The 16,457-nt window shown below is 58.8% G+C and carries 14 protein-coding genes; 2 read left to right on the forward strand and 12 right to left on the reverse strand.

The window, feature by feature from the left end:
- Window positions 1–13: 13 nt before the first annotated feature.
- From FO013_RS16550 to FO013_RS16570, 5 genes are all read right to left on the reverse strand, one after another.
- On the reverse strand, window positions 14–991 hold the full coding sequence (locus tag FO013_RS16550) for a LysR family transcriptional regulator (protein ID WP_143923656.1): 978 nt from the start codon (window positions 989–991) through the stop codon (window positions 14–16).
- A gap of 9 nt (window positions 992–1,000) precedes the next feature.
- Complete coding sequence (locus FO013_RS16555) at window positions 1,001–2,185, reverse strand: acyl-CoA dehydrogenase family protein (protein ID WP_143923657.1); 1,185 nt, start codon at window positions 2,183–2,185, stop codon at window positions 1,001–1,003.
- 97 nt (window positions 2,186–2,282) lie between these two features.
- Window positions 2,283–3,404, reverse strand: coding sequence for a CaiB/BaiF CoA transferase family protein (locus tag FO013_RS16560; protein ID WP_143923658.1), 1,122 nt, complete (start codon window positions 3,402–3,404; stop codon window positions 2,283–2,285).
- Window positions 3,405–4,778: an MFS transporter gene (locus FO013_RS16565; RefSeq protein ID WP_143923659.1), complete on the reverse strand. Its 1,374-nt coding sequence runs from the start codon at window positions 4,776–4,778 to the stop codon at window positions 3,405–3,407.
- A gap of 382 nt (window positions 4,779–5,160) precedes the next feature.
- Window positions 5,161–5,592, reverse strand: coding sequence for a hypothetical protein (locus FO013_RS16570; protein ID WP_096162394.1), 432 nt, complete (start codon window positions 5,590–5,592; stop codon window positions 5,161–5,163).
- Window positions 5,593–5,755: 163 nt separating this feature from the next.
- Between FO013_RS16570 and FO013_RS16575 the strand changes: the two genes are divergently transcribed.
- Window positions 5,756–7,126: a cation:dicarboxylate symporter family transporter gene (locus FO013_RS16575; RefSeq protein ID WP_143923660.1), complete on the forward strand. Its 1,371-nt coding sequence runs from the start codon at window positions 5,756–5,758 to the stop codon at window positions 7,124–7,126.
- A 114-nt stretch (window positions 7,127–7,240) separates the two neighbouring features.
- On the opposite strand, the gene FO013_RS16580 is transcribed toward FO013_RS16575, so the two are convergent.
- The 7 genes from FO013_RS16580 to FO013_RS22445 all read right to left on the reverse strand — a co-directional run bounded on the left by FO013_RS16580 (window position 7,241) and on the right by FO013_RS22445 (window position 14,761).
- Window positions 7,241–7,942: an IclR family transcriptional regulator gene (locus tag FO013_RS16580; protein WP_096162396.1), complete on the reverse strand. Its 702-nt coding sequence runs from the start codon at window positions 7,940–7,942 to the stop codon at window positions 7,241–7,243.
- Between the two features lie 73 nt (window positions 7,943–8,015).
- Entirely contained in the window at window positions 8,016–8,870 is an 855-nt protein-coding gene (locus tag FO013_RS16585; RefSeq protein ID WP_143923661.1) for a substrate-binding periplasmic protein, read from the reverse strand.
- 49 nt (window positions 8,871–8,919) lie between these two features.
- Window positions 8,920–9,648 (reverse strand): amino acid ABC transporter permease, encoded by a 729-nt coding sequence (locus FO013_RS16590; protein WP_143923662.1) that lies wholly within the window; start codon window positions 9,646–9,648, stop codon window positions 8,920–8,922.
- Window positions 9,645–10,289 carry an amino acid ABC transporter permease gene (locus FO013_RS16595; RefSeq protein ID WP_143923663.1) on the reverse strand — a complete coding sequence of 215 codons (645 nt, stop codon included), beginning with the start codon at window positions 10,287–10,289 and terminating at the stop codon, window positions 9,645–9,647. The genes FO013_RS16590 and FO013_RS16595 overlap by 4 nt, the downstream gene beginning before the upstream one ends.
- A 1-nt stretch (window position 10,290) precedes the next feature.
- Window positions 10,291–11,103, reverse strand: a complete 813-nt coding sequence (locus FO013_RS16600; protein ID WP_260848215.1) for an amino acid ABC transporter ATP-binding protein — start codon at window positions 11,101–11,103, stop codon at window positions 10,291–10,293.
- Between the two features lie 12 nt (window positions 11,104–11,115).
- The gene (locus tag FO013_RS16605; RefSeq protein WP_186293166.1) at window positions 11,116–12,102 is read right to left on the reverse strand and encodes a dipeptidase; all 987 of its coding nucleotides are present in this window, start codon (window positions 12,100–12,102) and stop codon (window positions 11,116–11,118) included.
- A 55-nt stretch (window positions 12,103–12,157) separates the two neighbouring features.
- Window positions 12,158–14,761, reverse strand: a complete 2,604-nt coding sequence (locus tag FO013_RS22445; protein WP_186293167.1) for a hypothetical protein — start codon at window positions 14,759–14,761, stop codon at window positions 12,158–12,160.
- A gap of 439 nt (window positions 14,762–15,200) precedes the next feature.
- On the opposite strand from FO013_RS22445, the gene FO013_RS16610 reads away from it, so the two are divergent.
- On the forward strand, window positions 15,201–16,376 hold the full coding sequence (locus FO013_RS16610) for a YbfB/YjiJ family MFS transporter (protein WP_260848217.1): 1,176 nt from the start codon (window positions 15,201–15,203) through the stop codon (window positions 16,374–16,376).
- Window positions 16,377–16,457: the final 81 nt, after the last annotated feature.

Raw genomic sequence — 16,457 nt, forward strand, 5'->3', positions numbered from 1 at the left:
AATCTATGCGAGCCTACCCTCGGGTTGCCAGATCTCGGATCGCAGCCGCATATGACCCGTGCTTGGCGAACCCGTTCTCTGTCGCATCGGTCCAGCCTTTCAATGACTGTTGGCACGATTCCATGAGCTGGTGGGCGGCCTGGCTCAGTCCGGACCGTCGGAAGACGAAGCCGAAGGGGCTTTCGATGAGGGGATCCGTGTCGAAGATCGTCGCGCCCTGCCGATATGCAGTAAGTGCCATGCGCAGCGGGAGGAACGTGAACATGTCTCCGCTGAGCACGAATGCCAACTGGGTCGAACGGTTTGGGCAGATGGCCTGCGGGGTGAATTTCGCTCCACATTCTTCGAACACTTTTGCCACTGCGGTGTTCTCCCGGTTTGCCAGGTGGGAGACCGCAATGGGAATCTCTGGGAGCTCTGAAATCCTGACGACGTCCATCTCAGAGACATCAGCCAAGGAATGAGCAGACTTCGGTGGTGCTACGAGCAGGAGTCTCTGCGTCCCAATCGTCAAGGAAGATAACTGTGGGTGTTCGGCTATCGGCAATGAAGTGAACCCGAGTTCCGAATGCCCGGTTTCCACCGCAGCCGCCAGGCCCGCAGCACTATCAGCCTCTGAGATGGAGTATTGGAGTTCAGGATTGCTGCGCATGAAGGCCGATGCCCACGAGACGAGCGCGTCACTGGAGAGCTCTGGCATCGTGGTGATGGTCAGGATCCCCGTTTTTGCATCCTGGATCTCTCTGGCATGATCCGACACCGCTAAGACACCCCGCAGCGCCCTGCGTGCATCGGAGACCAATGCCAGTCCGGCCGGAGACGGAGTCAGCCTCCGGCCAGTCCTCACGAACAGATCGACTTTGAGTTCTCGTTCGAGAACCCTCAGCACTTGAGAAATGGTCGGTTGTGCGACGTGCAGTGCCTCTGCAGCTCGGCTGACTCCGCCGTGATCGACGACAGCGACGAAATACTCAAGGTGCCTGAGTTCCATCCTCCAATTCTATTTCACACGGTAGGAGTCGGGCAGCGTCTCGTACTTCGCCATCTGTTTGATCATCGCTCGACCGAGGTTTCTGCGATGGATCGGCGACGATCCTTCGTAGATCCTCAGGCCTCGAACGTCTCGCCACATTCGTGGAACAGGGTGGGGGCCGACGATTCCTTCACCACCGAGCAGTTGAACGCATTCGTCGGCGACTCGGCTGGCCATTTCTGTACAGTACAGTTTTGCGGCCGAGATCCGATGCCGGGCGATGATGCCTTCGTCGAAGGTACGGGCACTTTCCAAGGTCAGAGCTCGGCCGGCTTCGAGCTGCGCGAAACACTCGCCCAGTGTGTTCTGCACGACGCCGAGGTCTGCCAGCGGAGCCCCGAACTGAGCGCGTTGGCTGACATGGGCAACGGTTTCTTCCAGCATCCGTGTGGCTTGCGCGACAGCGGTCGCTGCCACGTGCATTCGGGCGTGATTGATTCCCCGCAGCGCCATCTTCATTCCGGTTCCTTCGGCGTCTCCGACCAGCGCGTCGGCAGGTACCGCGACCTCATTGAGTTCGATTTCCGCAACTGGGCCGGTTTCATGACCGTTCATCATGTCGGCGGCCCGCGTTGTCACTCCCTCGCTCAACCGGTCAACGATGAAGCAGCTGGGGTCCTCCGCCTCGTCCGTGTTCGCGAAGATGAATAGCTGGTCTGCCCAGGCGGCATTGGTGATGTATCGCTTACCGCCGTTGAGCACCCACCCGTCAGCGGTCTTCCGCGCGTGAGTGCCCAGCGCCTTGGCATCCGAGCCTGCCTCCGGTTCGGTCAATCCGAATGCGGTGACCGTGTCGCCCCCGGCCATCGCCGGCAGCCACTTTTCCCGTTGTTCCTGTGTTCCGAATTCGTTGAGCCCCTGTGAGCAGAGGCCGATGACGGTGGAGAATCGCGAACGGTACACGGCCGATGCTCGGGTGAATTCCAGGGTCAGCTTGACCTGTTCTTCCATGGACCAGGCCAGACCACCGAGTTCTCGGGGGATGGAGATTCCGAAGAGTCCCAAGGATTTCATGTCCTCGACGATCCGTTCGGGTACGGCCCCGGTCCGAACCATTTCGGCCTCGCCCGGGATGAGCACCTCGCTTGTGAATGCGGCGACTTGTTCCAGATACTCCGAGAAATTCAGTTCTTTGATAGCTGGGTCAATCATTTCTAACTCTTTCTAAAACGGTCGGGAGGGGCTGTGGAACAGCGTTTGAGGGCCTGGCAGGCAGGCCTATTGGTGCGAGCGTGGTTGTGGGAGTGCGTCAGTTCGTCACGCGGATGCCTGCACCGACGGGCGGGGCGCCCTGGGTCGAGTTGCCACGCTCGCCATTGAAGACAACGGGAAGGGTCGGTAGCAGCAGCCATTCTCCAGCCGATGATTCGACCTCAGACAGCATCCCGCCTGCTTGCAGATCCGGATCCTCGCGGATCTCGTCCAGGGTCCTGATCAGTCCGCATACGATCCCCGACTCACGGAGCATGTCCACCGCGGCGACCGCGCTCATTCCGCTCAGAGCATCGGCGATTGCTTCGAGTAGGGCCGGTCGGTTCTCTACTCGGCATCTGTTCGTGGCAAACCTGTCATCGCCGAGGAGATCTTCTCGGCCGATGGCCCGACACAGAGCAGACCATTTCGCATCCGTGTATGCGGAGAGGACGAAGCTTGACCCGTTCACGGTGATGACTTCGGCAGCGGGGGCAGCATGCTGTTGGCCATTGCCTTTGCGAGTCGGTGCTTGCCCCGTCATTGCGTACTCGGCCCATTGGGCGCCCTGGGCATGAACGGTGGCTTCCATCAGAGAGGTCTCAACCAAAGAGCCATGCCCGTCACGGTCACGAGCGACGACTGCGGCGAGCACTCCGCTGGTCAATGCGTGGGATGCGAGTACGTCGGCGACGGCGAAGCCGACTCGCTGAGGCTCTCCGTCGGCTTCGCCGGTCAGGCCCAACACCCCGAATTCGGCCTGGGCCATAATGTCCAAACCTGGGCTTCCGGCGTGTGGGCCCAAGCGCCCGAAACCGGAGACCACTCCGCAGATGAGCTGAGGGAAACGCTGCGAGAGTGTCGACCAATCAACTCCCAGTTTCACTGCGGTTCGAGGCAGGAAGTTGTGGATGACCACATCGGCGGTGGCGGCCATGTCGTAAAAGGTCGCTCGACCTTCTTCAGTGCTGAGGTCAAGCGCGCAACTGGTCTTCCCGCGGTTGCACGCTTCGACCATCGTGTCTCCGAAGAGACCGATGTTACGGGCCTGCTCACCATGTGGTGGTTCGATCTTAATGACCTGGGCCCCCATGTCTGCGAAGTTCTGGCCTGCGAGTGGAGCAGAAATATACTGTCCGAGGTCGAGAATCGTCAGACCCTGCAGTGGCTGCGTACTCATTCAGTTCTCCTTGCGGCTTGCGTATATAGCGCTCGCAGCCAACAGCTTGCGACGCGATTTCTCTGGATCTAGGAGACTTCCGCCCAGTAGTGCACAGACGATGATGGCGACCCCGACGACGCGGAACGCCAGACCGTATCCGGCTTCAACACTCGAGGCACTGTCGACCAGAAGTCCGATCACGTAGGGAGCCGAGATCCCCGCGATGCTGTAGAAGCCGATGATGCACCCGAAGAAGGGAACTCGCTGCTTGGCAGGCAGAAAGTCCGCTGCACCGGCGAACGCAATCGAGAAGGCCACGCTATTGATCGAGAAGGCGGCGACGACGAAGATACTTTGGATGAGACCCGAATCGATGGAGCTGAAGATGATGAAGCTGACACCAGCGAAGATCAGGGCGAATGCGGTGAGGTAGCTGCGGGCGAACTTCGAGGAGAAGCCTCGTTTGATCAGCCACCCGGACAGTGCGCCCGAAGAGATGAGGACAACGACGGCGAAGGCGTAAGGCAGAGTCACCAGTGTGCCCGTCAGTTCCTGGGAGTACCCCAAACCTTCGTGCATGAACACAGGCAGCCAGGAGGTCTTGGCGGAGGTGATGATGTAACCGCCGAAGCTCAGTATTCCCAGACCCCAGAACGAACTCAACCGGAAGTAATAGTAGAACGGAACCGTGATGCCCCCATTAGGGTCGGCTCGGCCGCTGGTATCTTCGAGGCGGATGCGTTCACCGGCAGGCAGATTGGAATTGAACATCTGCATTTTTCCCCGGTTGACGAACCACCAGATACCGACCCAGATGAGTCCGACCGCGATCAGGACCATGAACGCAGCGTGCCAGTGATATTTGACGATGATCCAGGTCAGAATCGGCGCGCTGAGCAATGGGCCCAATGATGATCCCGCGTTGACGATGGCACCGGCCAGTGCGCGCTTCTCTGCAGGGAATCTCAGTGCGACGATTCCTTGGCACAACGCGTGAGCGGGCCCCTCGAAGAATCCCAAAACCATCCGGGAGAGGAACAGAACCAAAAAGCTGGTTTCCATGGTCAATGGGATCATCGTGGCAACCCAAGCGAGCATCAGGACGGGCGCTGCCCACAAGAGGTTGATCCACTTGAAGAGTGCGGCAATGCCGACGGCACCGGCTGCGAAGAGCCAGAAGAAGCCGCTGCTGAGAAGCCCGTACTCCGAGTCACCTATCCCCAGGTCTGTTTTGATCTGGGTAGCGCTGAAACCAATCGAGGCTTTGTCTGCGAAGTTCAGGGTGAAGAACACCAGGAGCAGCGCGACAATGACCCAATCCCGCCGGGTCGGGGTGATGCCGACCGACGGTTTTGTGCCGGTCGGAATGTCTGAAACCTGTGTTTTGTGCATGGACTCATCTCCGTTGACGATTGTTGTTTCAGAATCTCAACTTCGATGAATGCGAACAAGACGAAACCATTGCTAGAAGCTATAGGCCGTACCTATATCAGTGATCAGCGGGAAACTACGGCGCAGACTTGAGCCAGCAGCATGGGTGCGTTCCTTGACGAATGCCCGCGGCCGCGCCTGGCCGGGGCCACGACGCCGCCGTAGGTCTGTGGTCGCGACGGCAGCGTTCGTCCGCGTCGTCGCATTGCTCGTAGCCGACGTTGCGGGGCAATCGAGGGCGATGAGCGCCAGCTGCATGCGGAAGAGCCGCCGGGCCAGGGTGCAACTGCGTTGCCTGCGCCCTGGCCCGGCGGCTCTCGGTGACTCATGGCCTCGATGAGAATTACTTCTTGAGCTTCTTCTTTTTCTTGTCTCCGGTCGTGAACATCAGAGCCAGCCCGATCGCGGCCAGCCAGGTGTCCTTGGCCACGGCGGTGCCTGACTCGGAGGGGCGGATGCCGTCGTCTTGGGTCATGGAGTCGATAGAGAAGTAGTTCGCAACGAGCCCGGCGGAGAACGTCGTCAGAGCGGCACCGGCGATACGGGTGGGAACAAAGGGCAGCAGCAGTGCGGCACCGACGGCGATCTCACCGTAGGACAGGAATTTCCCGAACTGGGCGGGGGTCATCTCTTCAACAAATGGGACACCGTTGGCAGCCATCTGCTGCAGGCCGGCGGCGGATTCCTCATCGAGGCCGAGCTTGCCGATGCCGGAGTTGAGGATGAACGCACCGGGAACGGCGCGCAGAAGTGCTGTATCGAGTCTCATGAGCATTCCCTTCGTTTCGTCATGTCGTACAGCCCCACAATAGTCGACGATGTGATCGCGGCCATGAACACTATGAACGCAACCGAGACAGCCGTCACAGTCTCTGGAATGCTCATGGAGAAATTCTTCGCGGCCCGATGTCGCGAGCACCACCACTCAAGGAGGAGACATGGCAACGTTGCCATCAGACAACACCGTCGCCGAGGCGGATCCCACCCCGCCCCAGCGCAAGAAGGACCGTACGCACTGGCTCTACATCATGGTCATCATCGCCGTGTTCGCCGGTGCCGCCATCGGACTCATCGCCCCCGAAGCCGGTAAGGCGCTCGAACCGCTGGGCAAGGCCTTCATCGCACTCATCAAGATGATCATCGCCCCGATCATCTTCTGCACCATCGTCCTAGGCGTCGGCTCTGTGGCCAAGGCGGCCACCGTGGGCAAAGTCGGCGGCATCGCTTTGATCTATTTCCTCATCATGGCCACCTTCGCCCTGGTCATCGGCCTCGTCGTCGGCAACCTCATCCACCCGGGTGAGGGTCTCAAGCTCGAACCCTACGAGGCGGCCGCCGGCGGAGAATCCAACGGGACCGTTGACTTCCTCATGAGCCTCATCCCCGGTGACATCGCGGTCCTGCCGACCCTGGTCCTCGCCCTCCTCGTCGGATTCGCCCTGCAGTCGATGGGCAAGGCCGGCGAACCGGTCCTCAAGGGCATCGGCCACATCCAGGCCGTCGTCTTCAAGCTCATGATGATGATCATGTGGGCCGCTCCCGTCGGTGCCTTCGGTGCCATCGCCGCAGTCGTCGGCAAGACCGGGTGGGCCGCGATCGGTGCGATGGCAACCCTCATGGGTGCCTTCTACCTCACCTGTGCCCTGTTCATCGTCATCGTCCTGGGCTCCATCCTCAAGGTCGTCACCGGCCTCAACATCTTCCTGCTGCTGAAGTACCTGGCTAGAGAGTTCCTGCTCATCTTCTCGACTTCCTCGTCCGAGTCGGCTCTGCCGCGTCTGATTGCGAAGATGGAACACGCTGGAGTCTCGAAGCCCGTCGTGGGAATCACCGTGCCCACCGGGTATTCGTTCAACCTCGACGGCACCGCCATCTACCTGACCATGGCATCTCTGTTCGTCTCCAGCGCCATGGGCATGCCGATGAGCCTGGGCGAGCAGATCTCGCTGCTGGTGTTCATGATCATCGCCTCGAAGGGTGCCGCCGGCGTCTCCGGTGCGGGACTGGCAACTCTGGCCGCGGGCCTGCAGTCACACCGCCCCGAACTCCTCGACGGCATGGGCGTCATCGTCGGTATTGATAAGTTCATGTCCGAGTGCCGTGCCCTGACGAACTTCACCGGCAACGCCGTGGCCACCCTGCTCATCGGCAAGTGGACCCACGAGATCGACATCGACCAGGCACGTGCGGCCCTGAATGGCTCCAGCCCGTTCGATGAGCAGTCGCTTGAGCCTGACGTTCACGGTTCAGCTGCAGCCACAACTGGTGACGAAGCGGGCGAGAAGGAGCGCGCCACCGTCAACGCCTGAGCCCTGTTTCTCTAATGCCGTCCCGACGCGGGTGCCAATACTCCACCAGCTTTTGGAGTAACAGCACCCGCGTCGTTTCATTTCCGTCCGCGCCGAGACAGCCGACCGAAGATGTCAAACGGGTGAAGTTTGCGTTGTGTCAATCGCATCTTCGACACTCGCCCGGGCGTCCAGGAGCTCTTTTCGTGCCACAGGGATGTCTAATCTTCCGTCGGGCGCGATCACGCTCAAGGCACCTAGGCACTCGCCCCTCGACATGATTGGTACGGCAACAACGTCGACGATGTCACCAAGCCATTCCGAATGGGATTGCGCGTACCCCTGTGCTCGAACCGCATCTAATCTGTCAGCCATCTCAGCAAAGCGGCTCGTATCCAAGTGGGCGTCAAAAGCTAAGAGCACCATCCCCGAAGCTGAGGTTCTGAGTTCCAGATGGGGCTCTGCCGTCATCGAGAATGGCCGTTTGGGCTCATTTCGTTCGATGATGATCGCTTCGTTGCCATTGAGCACCGCGTAGGAAATCGGCTCGTTGAGCGTCTCAACCAGATGTTCCATCGCTTGGCTTACTTGAGGAGGTACTCCCGAATATTCGATGGCAAAACGACCGAATACAGCGGCGCGTGGAGACAGCTGATAGTCTCGCTTCTCGTTCTGAACCAGCCAACCGACTTCGGCCAGCGTGGAGACGTACTGGTGGGTCGCGGCCCTTGACCACTCGAGCTTCCTTGCCAGCTGCGACACACTTGCCAAGCCGTCGGGGAACGTCAGAAACGTTTCCAATACCAATATCGTTTTGCTCACGGACTGCAGGCTCATGCCACCCCATTATTCCTATTATCTGAGCGGTATGCCCGGTAGCGAATGATCGCCAGGCATACCGCACTATGGCTCAAAGCAGATTCGGTTTGCCCGGGTGCATCACCTGTGGATCAAGATCATACTTCTCCGCAATCTCGTCGAGTTCACCTGACTCGCGCATGTCCTTGATCACGCTGTCAAGAGCTTCACCTAGCGCCTCATTGTCCTTTTTAACTGGGAAGTTGGTCTGTCCCGCGGCGCCAGTAGCTGGAACACGCTCATCGGGCTTCAACGGCGTGACGGTGAAGCCTTCGATCTCATGCTTCTTGAGATACTGCATGCCCGCTATGTAGCCCTGGACCGACCCTTCGATTCGTCCCGATGCGATGTCATCGAACACGGCGTCGTCATTCTGATAGATCTTGAGCTTACTCCCGAAGACCCCCTTCATGTCGTCTACTCCGATCAGGCCCTGTCCCACTCCGATCTCCAAACCTCTGAGACCGTCAACAGTGTCGATACCTTCCTTAGTGACGGAAGAGAATGGTGAGGTGACTACAGGGGCGGACAAACGTACTTTCTCCGCGCGTTCTGCCGTCCGATACCAGGATCCGAGCGTTGTATCCGCCCGTCCCGTAGCAACCGAGGTGATCATCGCCGGGGAGTCACCCTTGTTGATTGTCAAGGTCAGGCATTCAAGCTCGGCAAATTTGGTGAGCACGTCCCCCTCCAACCCGCTGAGCTCTCCCGCAGAATCCGACATTGAGAACGGAACGTATTCGTATTGGGCCACAGTCAGGACGCCCTCCGTAATAGTCTTGAGTCCCTCGTCGCGCGGGGTGCAGTCTTCACCCACAGATTCGGGGGCACCGGGAGGTGTTCCGCCACATCCGCTTAGGACAAGCATCGCGGCCGCTGCCATAGTAGCCATCAGGTTCTTTTTCATTGCGACTCCTTTGTCGTTCGGGTTTGTTGATATTGAGGATGCAGAGTTGTCAGGTGGCGGCAACAGGTAGCGAGGGCGATCCTGTGAGCAGGGACCTCACTGCCTTTCGTTTCGAACGCTTCTTCTGTCTCATCGACTTCTCTAGGTAGCCGCTGAGCACAGCGCCAGGAATCGTGATGCACAGATACAGCACCGCCGCGGCTGTGTACACAGACATGTACTCGAATGTCGCAGCTCCGATCACCCCAGCATGCTGCATGATTTCAGGCACCGTGATGACGGTTGCCAAAGATGTCGCTTGGAAGATGATGATCGTCAAGTTGACAAGCGGCGGAATCGAGATTCGAGCTGCTTGCGGAATTACGATGAAACGATAGGTGTCTGCAGCCGACATCGACAGAGAATTCGCCGCCTCAGCTTGTCCAGCTGGCACAGAGTTGAGTCCTGCACGAATCATTTCCGACGAGTACCCAGCAGCTGAGAACATCAGGGCTGCCAAGGCCGCTGGATGCGGGTCGAGCATCAGTCCAAGTTGGGGAAGCCCCTGATATACGAGGAAAAGTAGTACAAGGATTGGAACTCCTCGACCAAGTTCGACTATGACAAGAGCGGCGTAGTGGACGACTCTCGAAGGTGATTCAACACCCAGGGCGAGGAAGAACCCGAGTATATAGCCGCCCAGGCAGGAGAACAGAGTGAGAGATATGGCGACGCCAAGCCCCGGCAAAAGATCCGGAATGTACTGCGGCCAATCGTAGAGCCAAGAGAAATCACTCATGCGAGTGCATACCTCCTCGTAATGCGGGCATGGATATTGCGTGAGAATGCGGCGATCGGCAGACTCAGAGCGAGATAGATCAACCCGGCGGTGCCAAACATATATAGTCCATGCGCGTGATACTGAGTCATGATCCCCGCTCTGAATACGAGGTCAGCGACCCCGATCGTCGACACAAGCGCGGAATCCTTGAGCAGCCCGATAACCTGAGTCGCAACGGAAGGGCTGACTGCTCTGAACAGCTGCGGACCAATGATGAATCGGAGGGTTGAAAACTGGTCGAGGTTGAGTGCCCCTGCTGCTTCCCATTGCCCAGCCGGTACGGCTTGGATCCCTCCGCGATAGATTTCGGCCATATATGCCGTGGCGATGATCGAAAGTACCAACAGAGAAGCGGTCACCGGCGAAAGAGTTATGCCAAGTTGCCCTACGCCAAAAAAGGCTATGAAGAGCCACACGATCGTGGGTATACCTCGGACGACATGCACAATGGCGTGGTAGATTCCCCGGGCTGCACTGAATCGGCTCTGGGCCAGAGCAAGCATCGGCAGTCCCAGGACGATTCCGATCGCCGCCGAACCGAAGGTCATGACCACCGTCCAGCCAGTGCCCATCGCGATATATGCGATGATCTCCCCCATGTCAGCGCCCCAATACCGCTGATAGGAATTTGCTCGTGCGCTCCTGGTCAGGATCAGACATGATCTTTTCAGGGCTACTCTGCTCTATGACCGCACCATCGACCATGACCGCGATCTGGTTGGAGACCTGACGCGCGAATTCCATTTCATGAGTGACGACCAGCATCGTCATCTCGTCAGCGGCGAGCTTGCGCATCACCTGAAGAATCTCTGCACCAATCTCCGGGTCGAGACCGGATGTCGGTTCGTCGAAGAGCATCAGTTCTGGATCCATAGCTAACGCTCGCGCAATCGCGATCCTCTGCTGCTGTCCTCCGGAGCACTGAGCTGGATACGAGTCAGCTTTGGATGTGAGTCCGACTCTGCCGAGCTCTTCCATTGCCCTTTCCTCGGCTTCTGCTCGAGACCGTCGGTGAACCCGCATCTGAGGAAGTGCGACGTTCTTCAGCGCAGTGAAGTGAGGAAAGAGGTTGAAGGACTGAAATACCATCCCGGTAAATCGCCGCAATCCGGCGACCTGCGCTTTACTCGGCCGACCATTGTCGAAATCAATGCTCGTATCACCTATCCTCAGACTCCCGGCATCAGGAACCTCAAGGAGATTGAGACAGCGAATCAAACTCGATTTTCCCGCACCCGATGGCCCGATGATAGAGATCACCTCGCCTTTGGACACTTCCAAAGTAACGTTGTCAACGGCTCGGTGGTCCCCAAACTGCTTGCTTAGCGACCGAGCTGAGACAAATGGTCCACTCATGGCAGACAGCCCTTCTTGAATGTTCGTCGTGTGAGCTGACGGTTGTGTAACAGTCATGCTTCAGTCCCTTCACAGCTTCTTGAACGTGCGGCGGTAGAATTCCAACCAATTGCCGCCCATGATCTTCGCGACCTCTGCATCGACGAACCCGCGATCACGTAGGCATGTCTCCGCGTTCGGGAACTGAGAGGGATCATCGAACCAGCCCAGCCGAGGCTGCGGCCCCGCGTTGCCTTTCGAACCTGCCCCGTATTGAACCTCCCGCGCCCACCGGCCCTGGCGCATCCATTCAAGGTAGGCTTTGCCTCCAGTTTGATCGAAGTCGGTACCGATGCCGACATGGTCGATACCGATCCTGTCGACCGTCCAGGCCACAAGCTCCGACCACCTCTCTGCGGTCGTATATTCGCCGACTATGTTCCGATACACGGAGAGCCCGATGACTCCACCATTGTCTTTGAGCGCATCAAGCACTTCGCTCGGTTTGTTTCGCGGATGCGGAGCCAGCTCAGCAGGATTCGAATGAGTGATGGCCACAGGTTCCGCAGAATGACGGATTGCATCTATGGTCGTGGTGTTCCCAACGTGAGAAAGATCGACGACCATCCCACATCGGTTCATTTCACGGACTACGTACTTCCCGTATCGAGAAAGCCCCGAGTCGTGGGGTTCATAGCAGGATCCACCAATGTCGGATTGGATATTATAAGTGAGCTGCCCTACGCGGGTGCCCATTCTGGCGAAGAGTTCCACATACCCGAGCCGTCCTTGGAGGAAGGCCACATTCTGGAATCCGAGAAGAATCGCGCATCGCCCTGACTGTGCGATCCGTTCGATGTCATCGGCTGTGTAGGCGATTTCGACGAGATCTGAATTGTCCTCTGCCATATGCTGCCAGCGAACGATCTGATCCATCGATTCGGTTGCGTCCTCCCAAAAGCCCACCGTGACAGTGACACAGCCGACTCCTCCGGCTGCAATCTCTTCCAGGGCCGGGCGGTGTTCCAGTCTCTCCTTCTCCAGCGGAGTGCAGAGCAGGCTGTCTACATACAACATTGTGTGTCCTTCGTTTCGATTCTCGGTGGGCTGTAGTGCGGCGCTGCAAATACGGTCAATTGAAAGCGGTGAATTCGGCGATATTCCGGTTGTCGAGCTCGTCGGGATCTGTGAGTAAGTGAAGTTCTTCACTGGTGAATTGCTTAGTAATACGCTCTCCCGGTCGGATGACATCCAGGACGGTGCCTCCGGTATGCTGCCGCGAGATCGGGGTATCGACGTCGAGCCCTGCATTGCCTCGGTAGTAGATCTTCCAGAATGTCTCTGCGCCAATCGTCTGCCCATTGACAAAGAAGTCGTTCATTGCGGAACGGTACTCGCGCTCGAGCTGCTGCGGCTCGCGGCTGAGTCGAACTGTGCCGACAATGCCGGCAGCTGTCTGTTCGATCTGGAGATCGACCCCATATCGCTTCAACTCAAGTCGAAGCCCCGGGAGCACCTCGTCGGCTTCGGCATTGTCGATGACGAAGGATCGGCCCAATGTGTTTGCGTTAGCCCCCAGCAGATTGACGAGTACATGTCCGGTGACCAGCAGACTCTGTCGGTGATTGTCGATAGCGAGGATGTCATCTCTCATTCCGAAGCTTGGAGCCTGCCACATGATTGCGCTGCCGTTCTCCGAGGCGATATCGCGGATGAGGAGTTCCCCGAAAGTCGACGCCGCACGCAAGTCGGCGACAAGAGCCGTGATGAAGAACTCTCGGGCCCCGTGCCACGATCCGTTAGGCAGGTTGAGCGCCTGATAAGCACGCCCTGCCATGAGTCTCATTTCACGATATTTGCAGTTGATCGTGGTGGTCGCATGATCGGATGGTGGCGAGATAGGTGACTCGGTCGGGGTGAGGACGGCCGTCCCTAGTTGGGGCGATTGCCCGGCACCCGCAGCGGAGTGGTCACCGGATGCCGCATATGGCGCGGCCGGAGTTTGTGCGACTGGCGCCTGCGCCAGCCTGATCTCAGGCTTCGAATAGGACCACCACCAGGTCGAAGCGTCGGCGTCGCCGATCTCATCTCGGTACGGCGCGCCCTCGAAGATGATCCCTCGCACGTCCCGCCCCATGTGGTCCTCGGTGCGGTCTAGACCGTGGATGAACGAATTGACGAATCGGATCACCCATACAGGCACGAAGTCCGTGTCGTGAGGATCTACATGGGCCGTAGCGTATGGCATGTCGGCAAGAGCCACGACCAGGCGGGCTATGTATTCGAGGTCGGGACGCTTCGCGATGAGAGCGCCCACGGTCGCCGTCGACGTACAATCGACCTCGTCGATAGCTGCAATGAGTTCGCGCACCTCGTCGGGATAGCTCTGGATGAGTTCATGTGCATCCGGGACTTCTTCGCGTGGACCGGAACGCGGCTCCTCAGCAGCTCGGGACTGATACCAGACTCGGTCGCGATTTTCCTCGTCGTTGAGCGGAAGATCGCGCGCCCAACTAAAGGCTCCTGCAGCCATCTCCCGAACCTCCTGCAGAGTAGTCTGCGGAGGCATGTCGAGCTGTTCGTCGAAAGCTAGACGCGATTGCACAACATCGTCGCAGTAGTCCGGATCGAGCTCGATGACCAGTGCCCCGAACGAGTGCAAAGCTTCCTTGCTTACCTGATTCTCGATCTCGCGATGAATCTCCCCGAGAACTGTACGCCCACATGTGGTGGTGATGTCCCCGCGCATTCCCGCCCGGACTTTCGCGCGGATACGACGCAGATCAGCCACGATCTCCATGTTGCTCGTGAAGAACCTGTAGGAGGTGTTGAGAAAGGACCGGTACCGGATCGTTCTGCTGAGGTGGGATTCGAGTACAGCGAGCCTCTCTGCCGTACTCGAACTCGGGTCGTTCAGGATGTGATCGAGTACATCGAGGTAGGCAGAGATATAGGAATTGACGAGCACCGGACGGTTATAGAAGAGCATTGCCAGCCCCAGAGCAGAACCGTTGCCCACGCCCAAGAGTCGCTTGACATCCCTGTTGAACTTCACAGCTGTATCCGGTGAGTCGAGTCTGGCGAGTTCCTCGACGACATCGACGGAAAGCTCGCGCATGAGGTAGGCCGACAACATCTGCGCGTGATACGAAACTGCTAATGGATGACCGTCGGGAATCGCTCTGAACGGCATAGTCCCAAAGGTCCCGTTTCCGTCCAACCCGGTATTGCGCATGAGATATCCGACTCTGTGGAGCTCTTTGGCGTCGGGTTGCCTGCCCTCGGCCAGGGCTGCTCGCGCGTCTCGAAAAATCCGTAGGCTCTGATTCGATCGGAACCATACGAGCGTATTCGGAGTCGCGCGACCCTCGTAGAGCCGAGGGATCTCTTCGCGGGTAGCACGCACCTGCTCCGCCGTAGCCACACCGTCAAGTAGGGCGCCAACCATGTCCCAACTCGTGCCGATAATGCGCCCCGTTCTGTTCTTGTTGTGCGGCTCCTGCAGAAACGCCACAAACGTCAAGGATCCTTCGGGGGTAGTGATCGCATACCGTAGTTGCCCGTTTCCCCTGGCATCGAGTTCGAAAACCTCTTTTTCGATCTTCCACTTCTCGCGGATCATCTTGGCCATGAAGCTGCGCGATGCGGAGAGACGCGTCGGCTGCATGGCACCGAGATTGCGGGGGTCCATCATTGTGTGCGGATCGACGAATTGCGTCGAGGGAACTTGTGCCACGGTGCACTATCCTTTGTTCTGTAAAATATTGCTTGACGCCTATATATCTTGTATTGACGTAATTTGACAGTAGCAAAGGACTCCACAGCTTGACTAGAGGCGATCACAATCTTTTTTCAGTTGGCGAGTTGAAAGAAGGCAAGTAGTCGCTGTCCGCCAGACTGCAGCCGCATCGCTTCGAACCTCTCGTTGGCACGGGCGCCAAAGTTCGCATCGACAAATTGAAGTTCGAGTTCTCGGCTCAACAGCTTCAACCCGTTCGACGGGCTCTCACTTAATTCCGGTGTACACGAATCCGAGGCCATTCCGACTCCGGTGCCGATAGTCCCCCAGCTTTTGGAGTATCAGCACCCGCATCGTCTCGTCCTCACCCTCGCCGAGGCGACCGCCCCGTTTTCGTGACATCATTCCCGGGGACGAGCGAACAGGAGGCATTGCCGTGGGACCTAGTGCAGGCAACACCGTCAACCACACTGCCATCCGCGGCACCCTCGGCCTGGCTCTGGCGATGGGAATGGGTAGGTTCTTCTACACACCCGTCCTGCCCCTCATGGTCGCTGCCCTGCACTGGAGCTCGGCTCCAGGTGCCTGGATCGCGACCGCGAACTATGTGGGATACTTCTTCGGCTGCCTGGTCATCGCCCGTGGATGGGTGGACCCAGACCGCGTCACCTACAGGGTCGCTCTCGTCGCCTCCACTCTTTGCCTGTTCGCCGTGCCGGTGAGCGAAAGTCTTGCGTGGCAAGGTGTGGTACGCACTCTCGCGGGAGTTGCCTCAGGTCTCATCTTCGTCTCCATCACCGGGCGCATCCCATTCGTGGCCCGCCGACCCCTGGATTCTGGTGTCATCTATGCCGGTGTGGGTACCGGCATTCTCATCTCCGGCGCCATCGTCCTCGCCGCCAGCAGTTTCCTCGACTGGCACGAACTCTGGCTAGTCTGCGCAGTCATCAGCGCCGCGTTCACCCTCATCGCCTGGAACTGGCCGCTGCCAGCCCGCAATGAGGACGCCAGCCAACCAGCCGAGGCCACTCCCCCACACGCGCAAACAGCAGACCCCACAGCAATCCCAAGCCGGCGCCGAGCCTTGGCCTCCCTGACCGCAGGCCACTTCTTCCAAGGTGCTGGTTACATCATCATCGGCACCTACCTCGTCGTCCTGGCCGAACCCGTCTTCGGCGAAAGCGCGGCCGCATCGACCTGGATCGTCGCTGGAGCGGCAACCGCGGCCTCACCTCTGATCTGGTCGAACGTCGCAGCTCGCATCGGCACCCGCCGAGGGCTTGCCCTGTGCTATTCGCTGCAGGTCGGCGGGGCCGTCCTCGCCGTCTTCGCCTCCAACCCGATCCTGCTCTTCGTCTCCGCAATCCTCTTCGGCGGAACCTTCATCGGGGTGGTCATGATGGTCATCGGAGTGGGCACGCAGATGGGCATCTCGGCCGCGGCCGCGAAGCTGATGACCTGGTACAGCCTCGGCCAGATCGCCGGCCCCGCATTTGTGGCCATCGCGCTGAGCAAGACCATCATCGGCAGCTTCATCGCGGCCGCGATCGCTCTGGCACTGGGCATGGGACTGACCTTGTTCGGTGCGCTCAGCAGCACCACCGATAAATGACGCCGAGGTGGCAGAACAGTCCCGTACCCACCCAACGACACCTGTTGCATCGTCCCCGCTATGATTGAAACTGCAGACTAA

Origin of the sequence: Brevibacterium aurantiacum, from assembly GCF_007558825.1 — a bacterium.
GTDB lineage: Bacteria > Actinomycetota > Actinomycetes > Actinomycetales > Brevibacteriaceae > Brevibacterium > Brevibacterium aurantiacum_A.

What these genes read in the sequence shown, in the direction of transcription:
- FO013_RS16550 (WP_143923656.1), bottom strand. Translation starts at nt 991, where the DNA reads ATGGAACTCAGGCACCTTGAGTATTTCGTCGCTGTCGTCGATCACGGC.
- FO013_RS16555 (WP_143923657.1), bottom strand. Translation starts at nt 2,185, where the DNA reads ATGATTGACCCAGCTATCAAAGAACTGAATTTCTCGGAGTATCTGGAA.
- FO013_RS16560 (WP_143923658.1), bottom strand. Translation starts at nt 3,404, where the DNA reads ATGAGTACGCAGCCACTGCAGGGTCTGACGATTCTCGACCTCGGACAG.
- FO013_RS16565 (WP_143923659.1), bottom strand. Translation starts at nt 4,778, where the DNA reads ATGCACAAAACACAGGTTTCAGACATTCCGACCGGCACAAAACCGTCG.
- FO013_RS16570 (WP_096162394.1), bottom strand. Translation starts at nt 5,592, where the DNA reads ATGCTCATGAGACTCGATACAGCACTTCTGCGCGCCGTTCCCGGTGCG.
- FO013_RS16575 (WP_143923660.1), top strand. Translation starts at nt 5,756, where the DNA reads ATGGCAACGTTGCCATCAGACAACACCGTCGCCGAGGCGGATCCCACC.
- FO013_RS16580 (WP_096162396.1), bottom strand. Translation starts at nt 7,942, where the DNA reads ATGAGCCTGCAGTCCGTGAGCAAAACGATATTGGTATTGGAAACGTTT.
- FO013_RS16585 (WP_143923661.1), bottom strand. Translation starts at nt 8,870, where the DNA reads ATGAAAAAGAACCTGATGGCTACTATGGCAGCGGCCGCGATGCTTGTC.
- FO013_RS16590 (WP_143923662.1), bottom strand. Translation starts at nt 9,648, where the DNA reads ATGAGTGATTTCTCTTGGCTCTACGATTGGCCGCAGTACATTCCGGAT.
- FO013_RS16595 (WP_143923663.1), bottom strand. Translation starts at nt 10,289, where the DNA reads ATGGGGGAGATCATCGCATATATCGCGATGGGCACTGGCTGGACGGTG.
- FO013_RS16600 (WP_260848215.1), bottom strand. Translation starts at nt 11,103, where the DNA reads ATGACTGTTACACAACCGTCAGCTCACACGACGAACATTCAAGAAGGG.
- FO013_RS16605 (WP_186293166.1), bottom strand. Translation starts at nt 12,102, where the DNA reads ATGTTGTATGTAGACAGCCTGCTCTGCACTCCGCTGGAGAAGGAGAGA.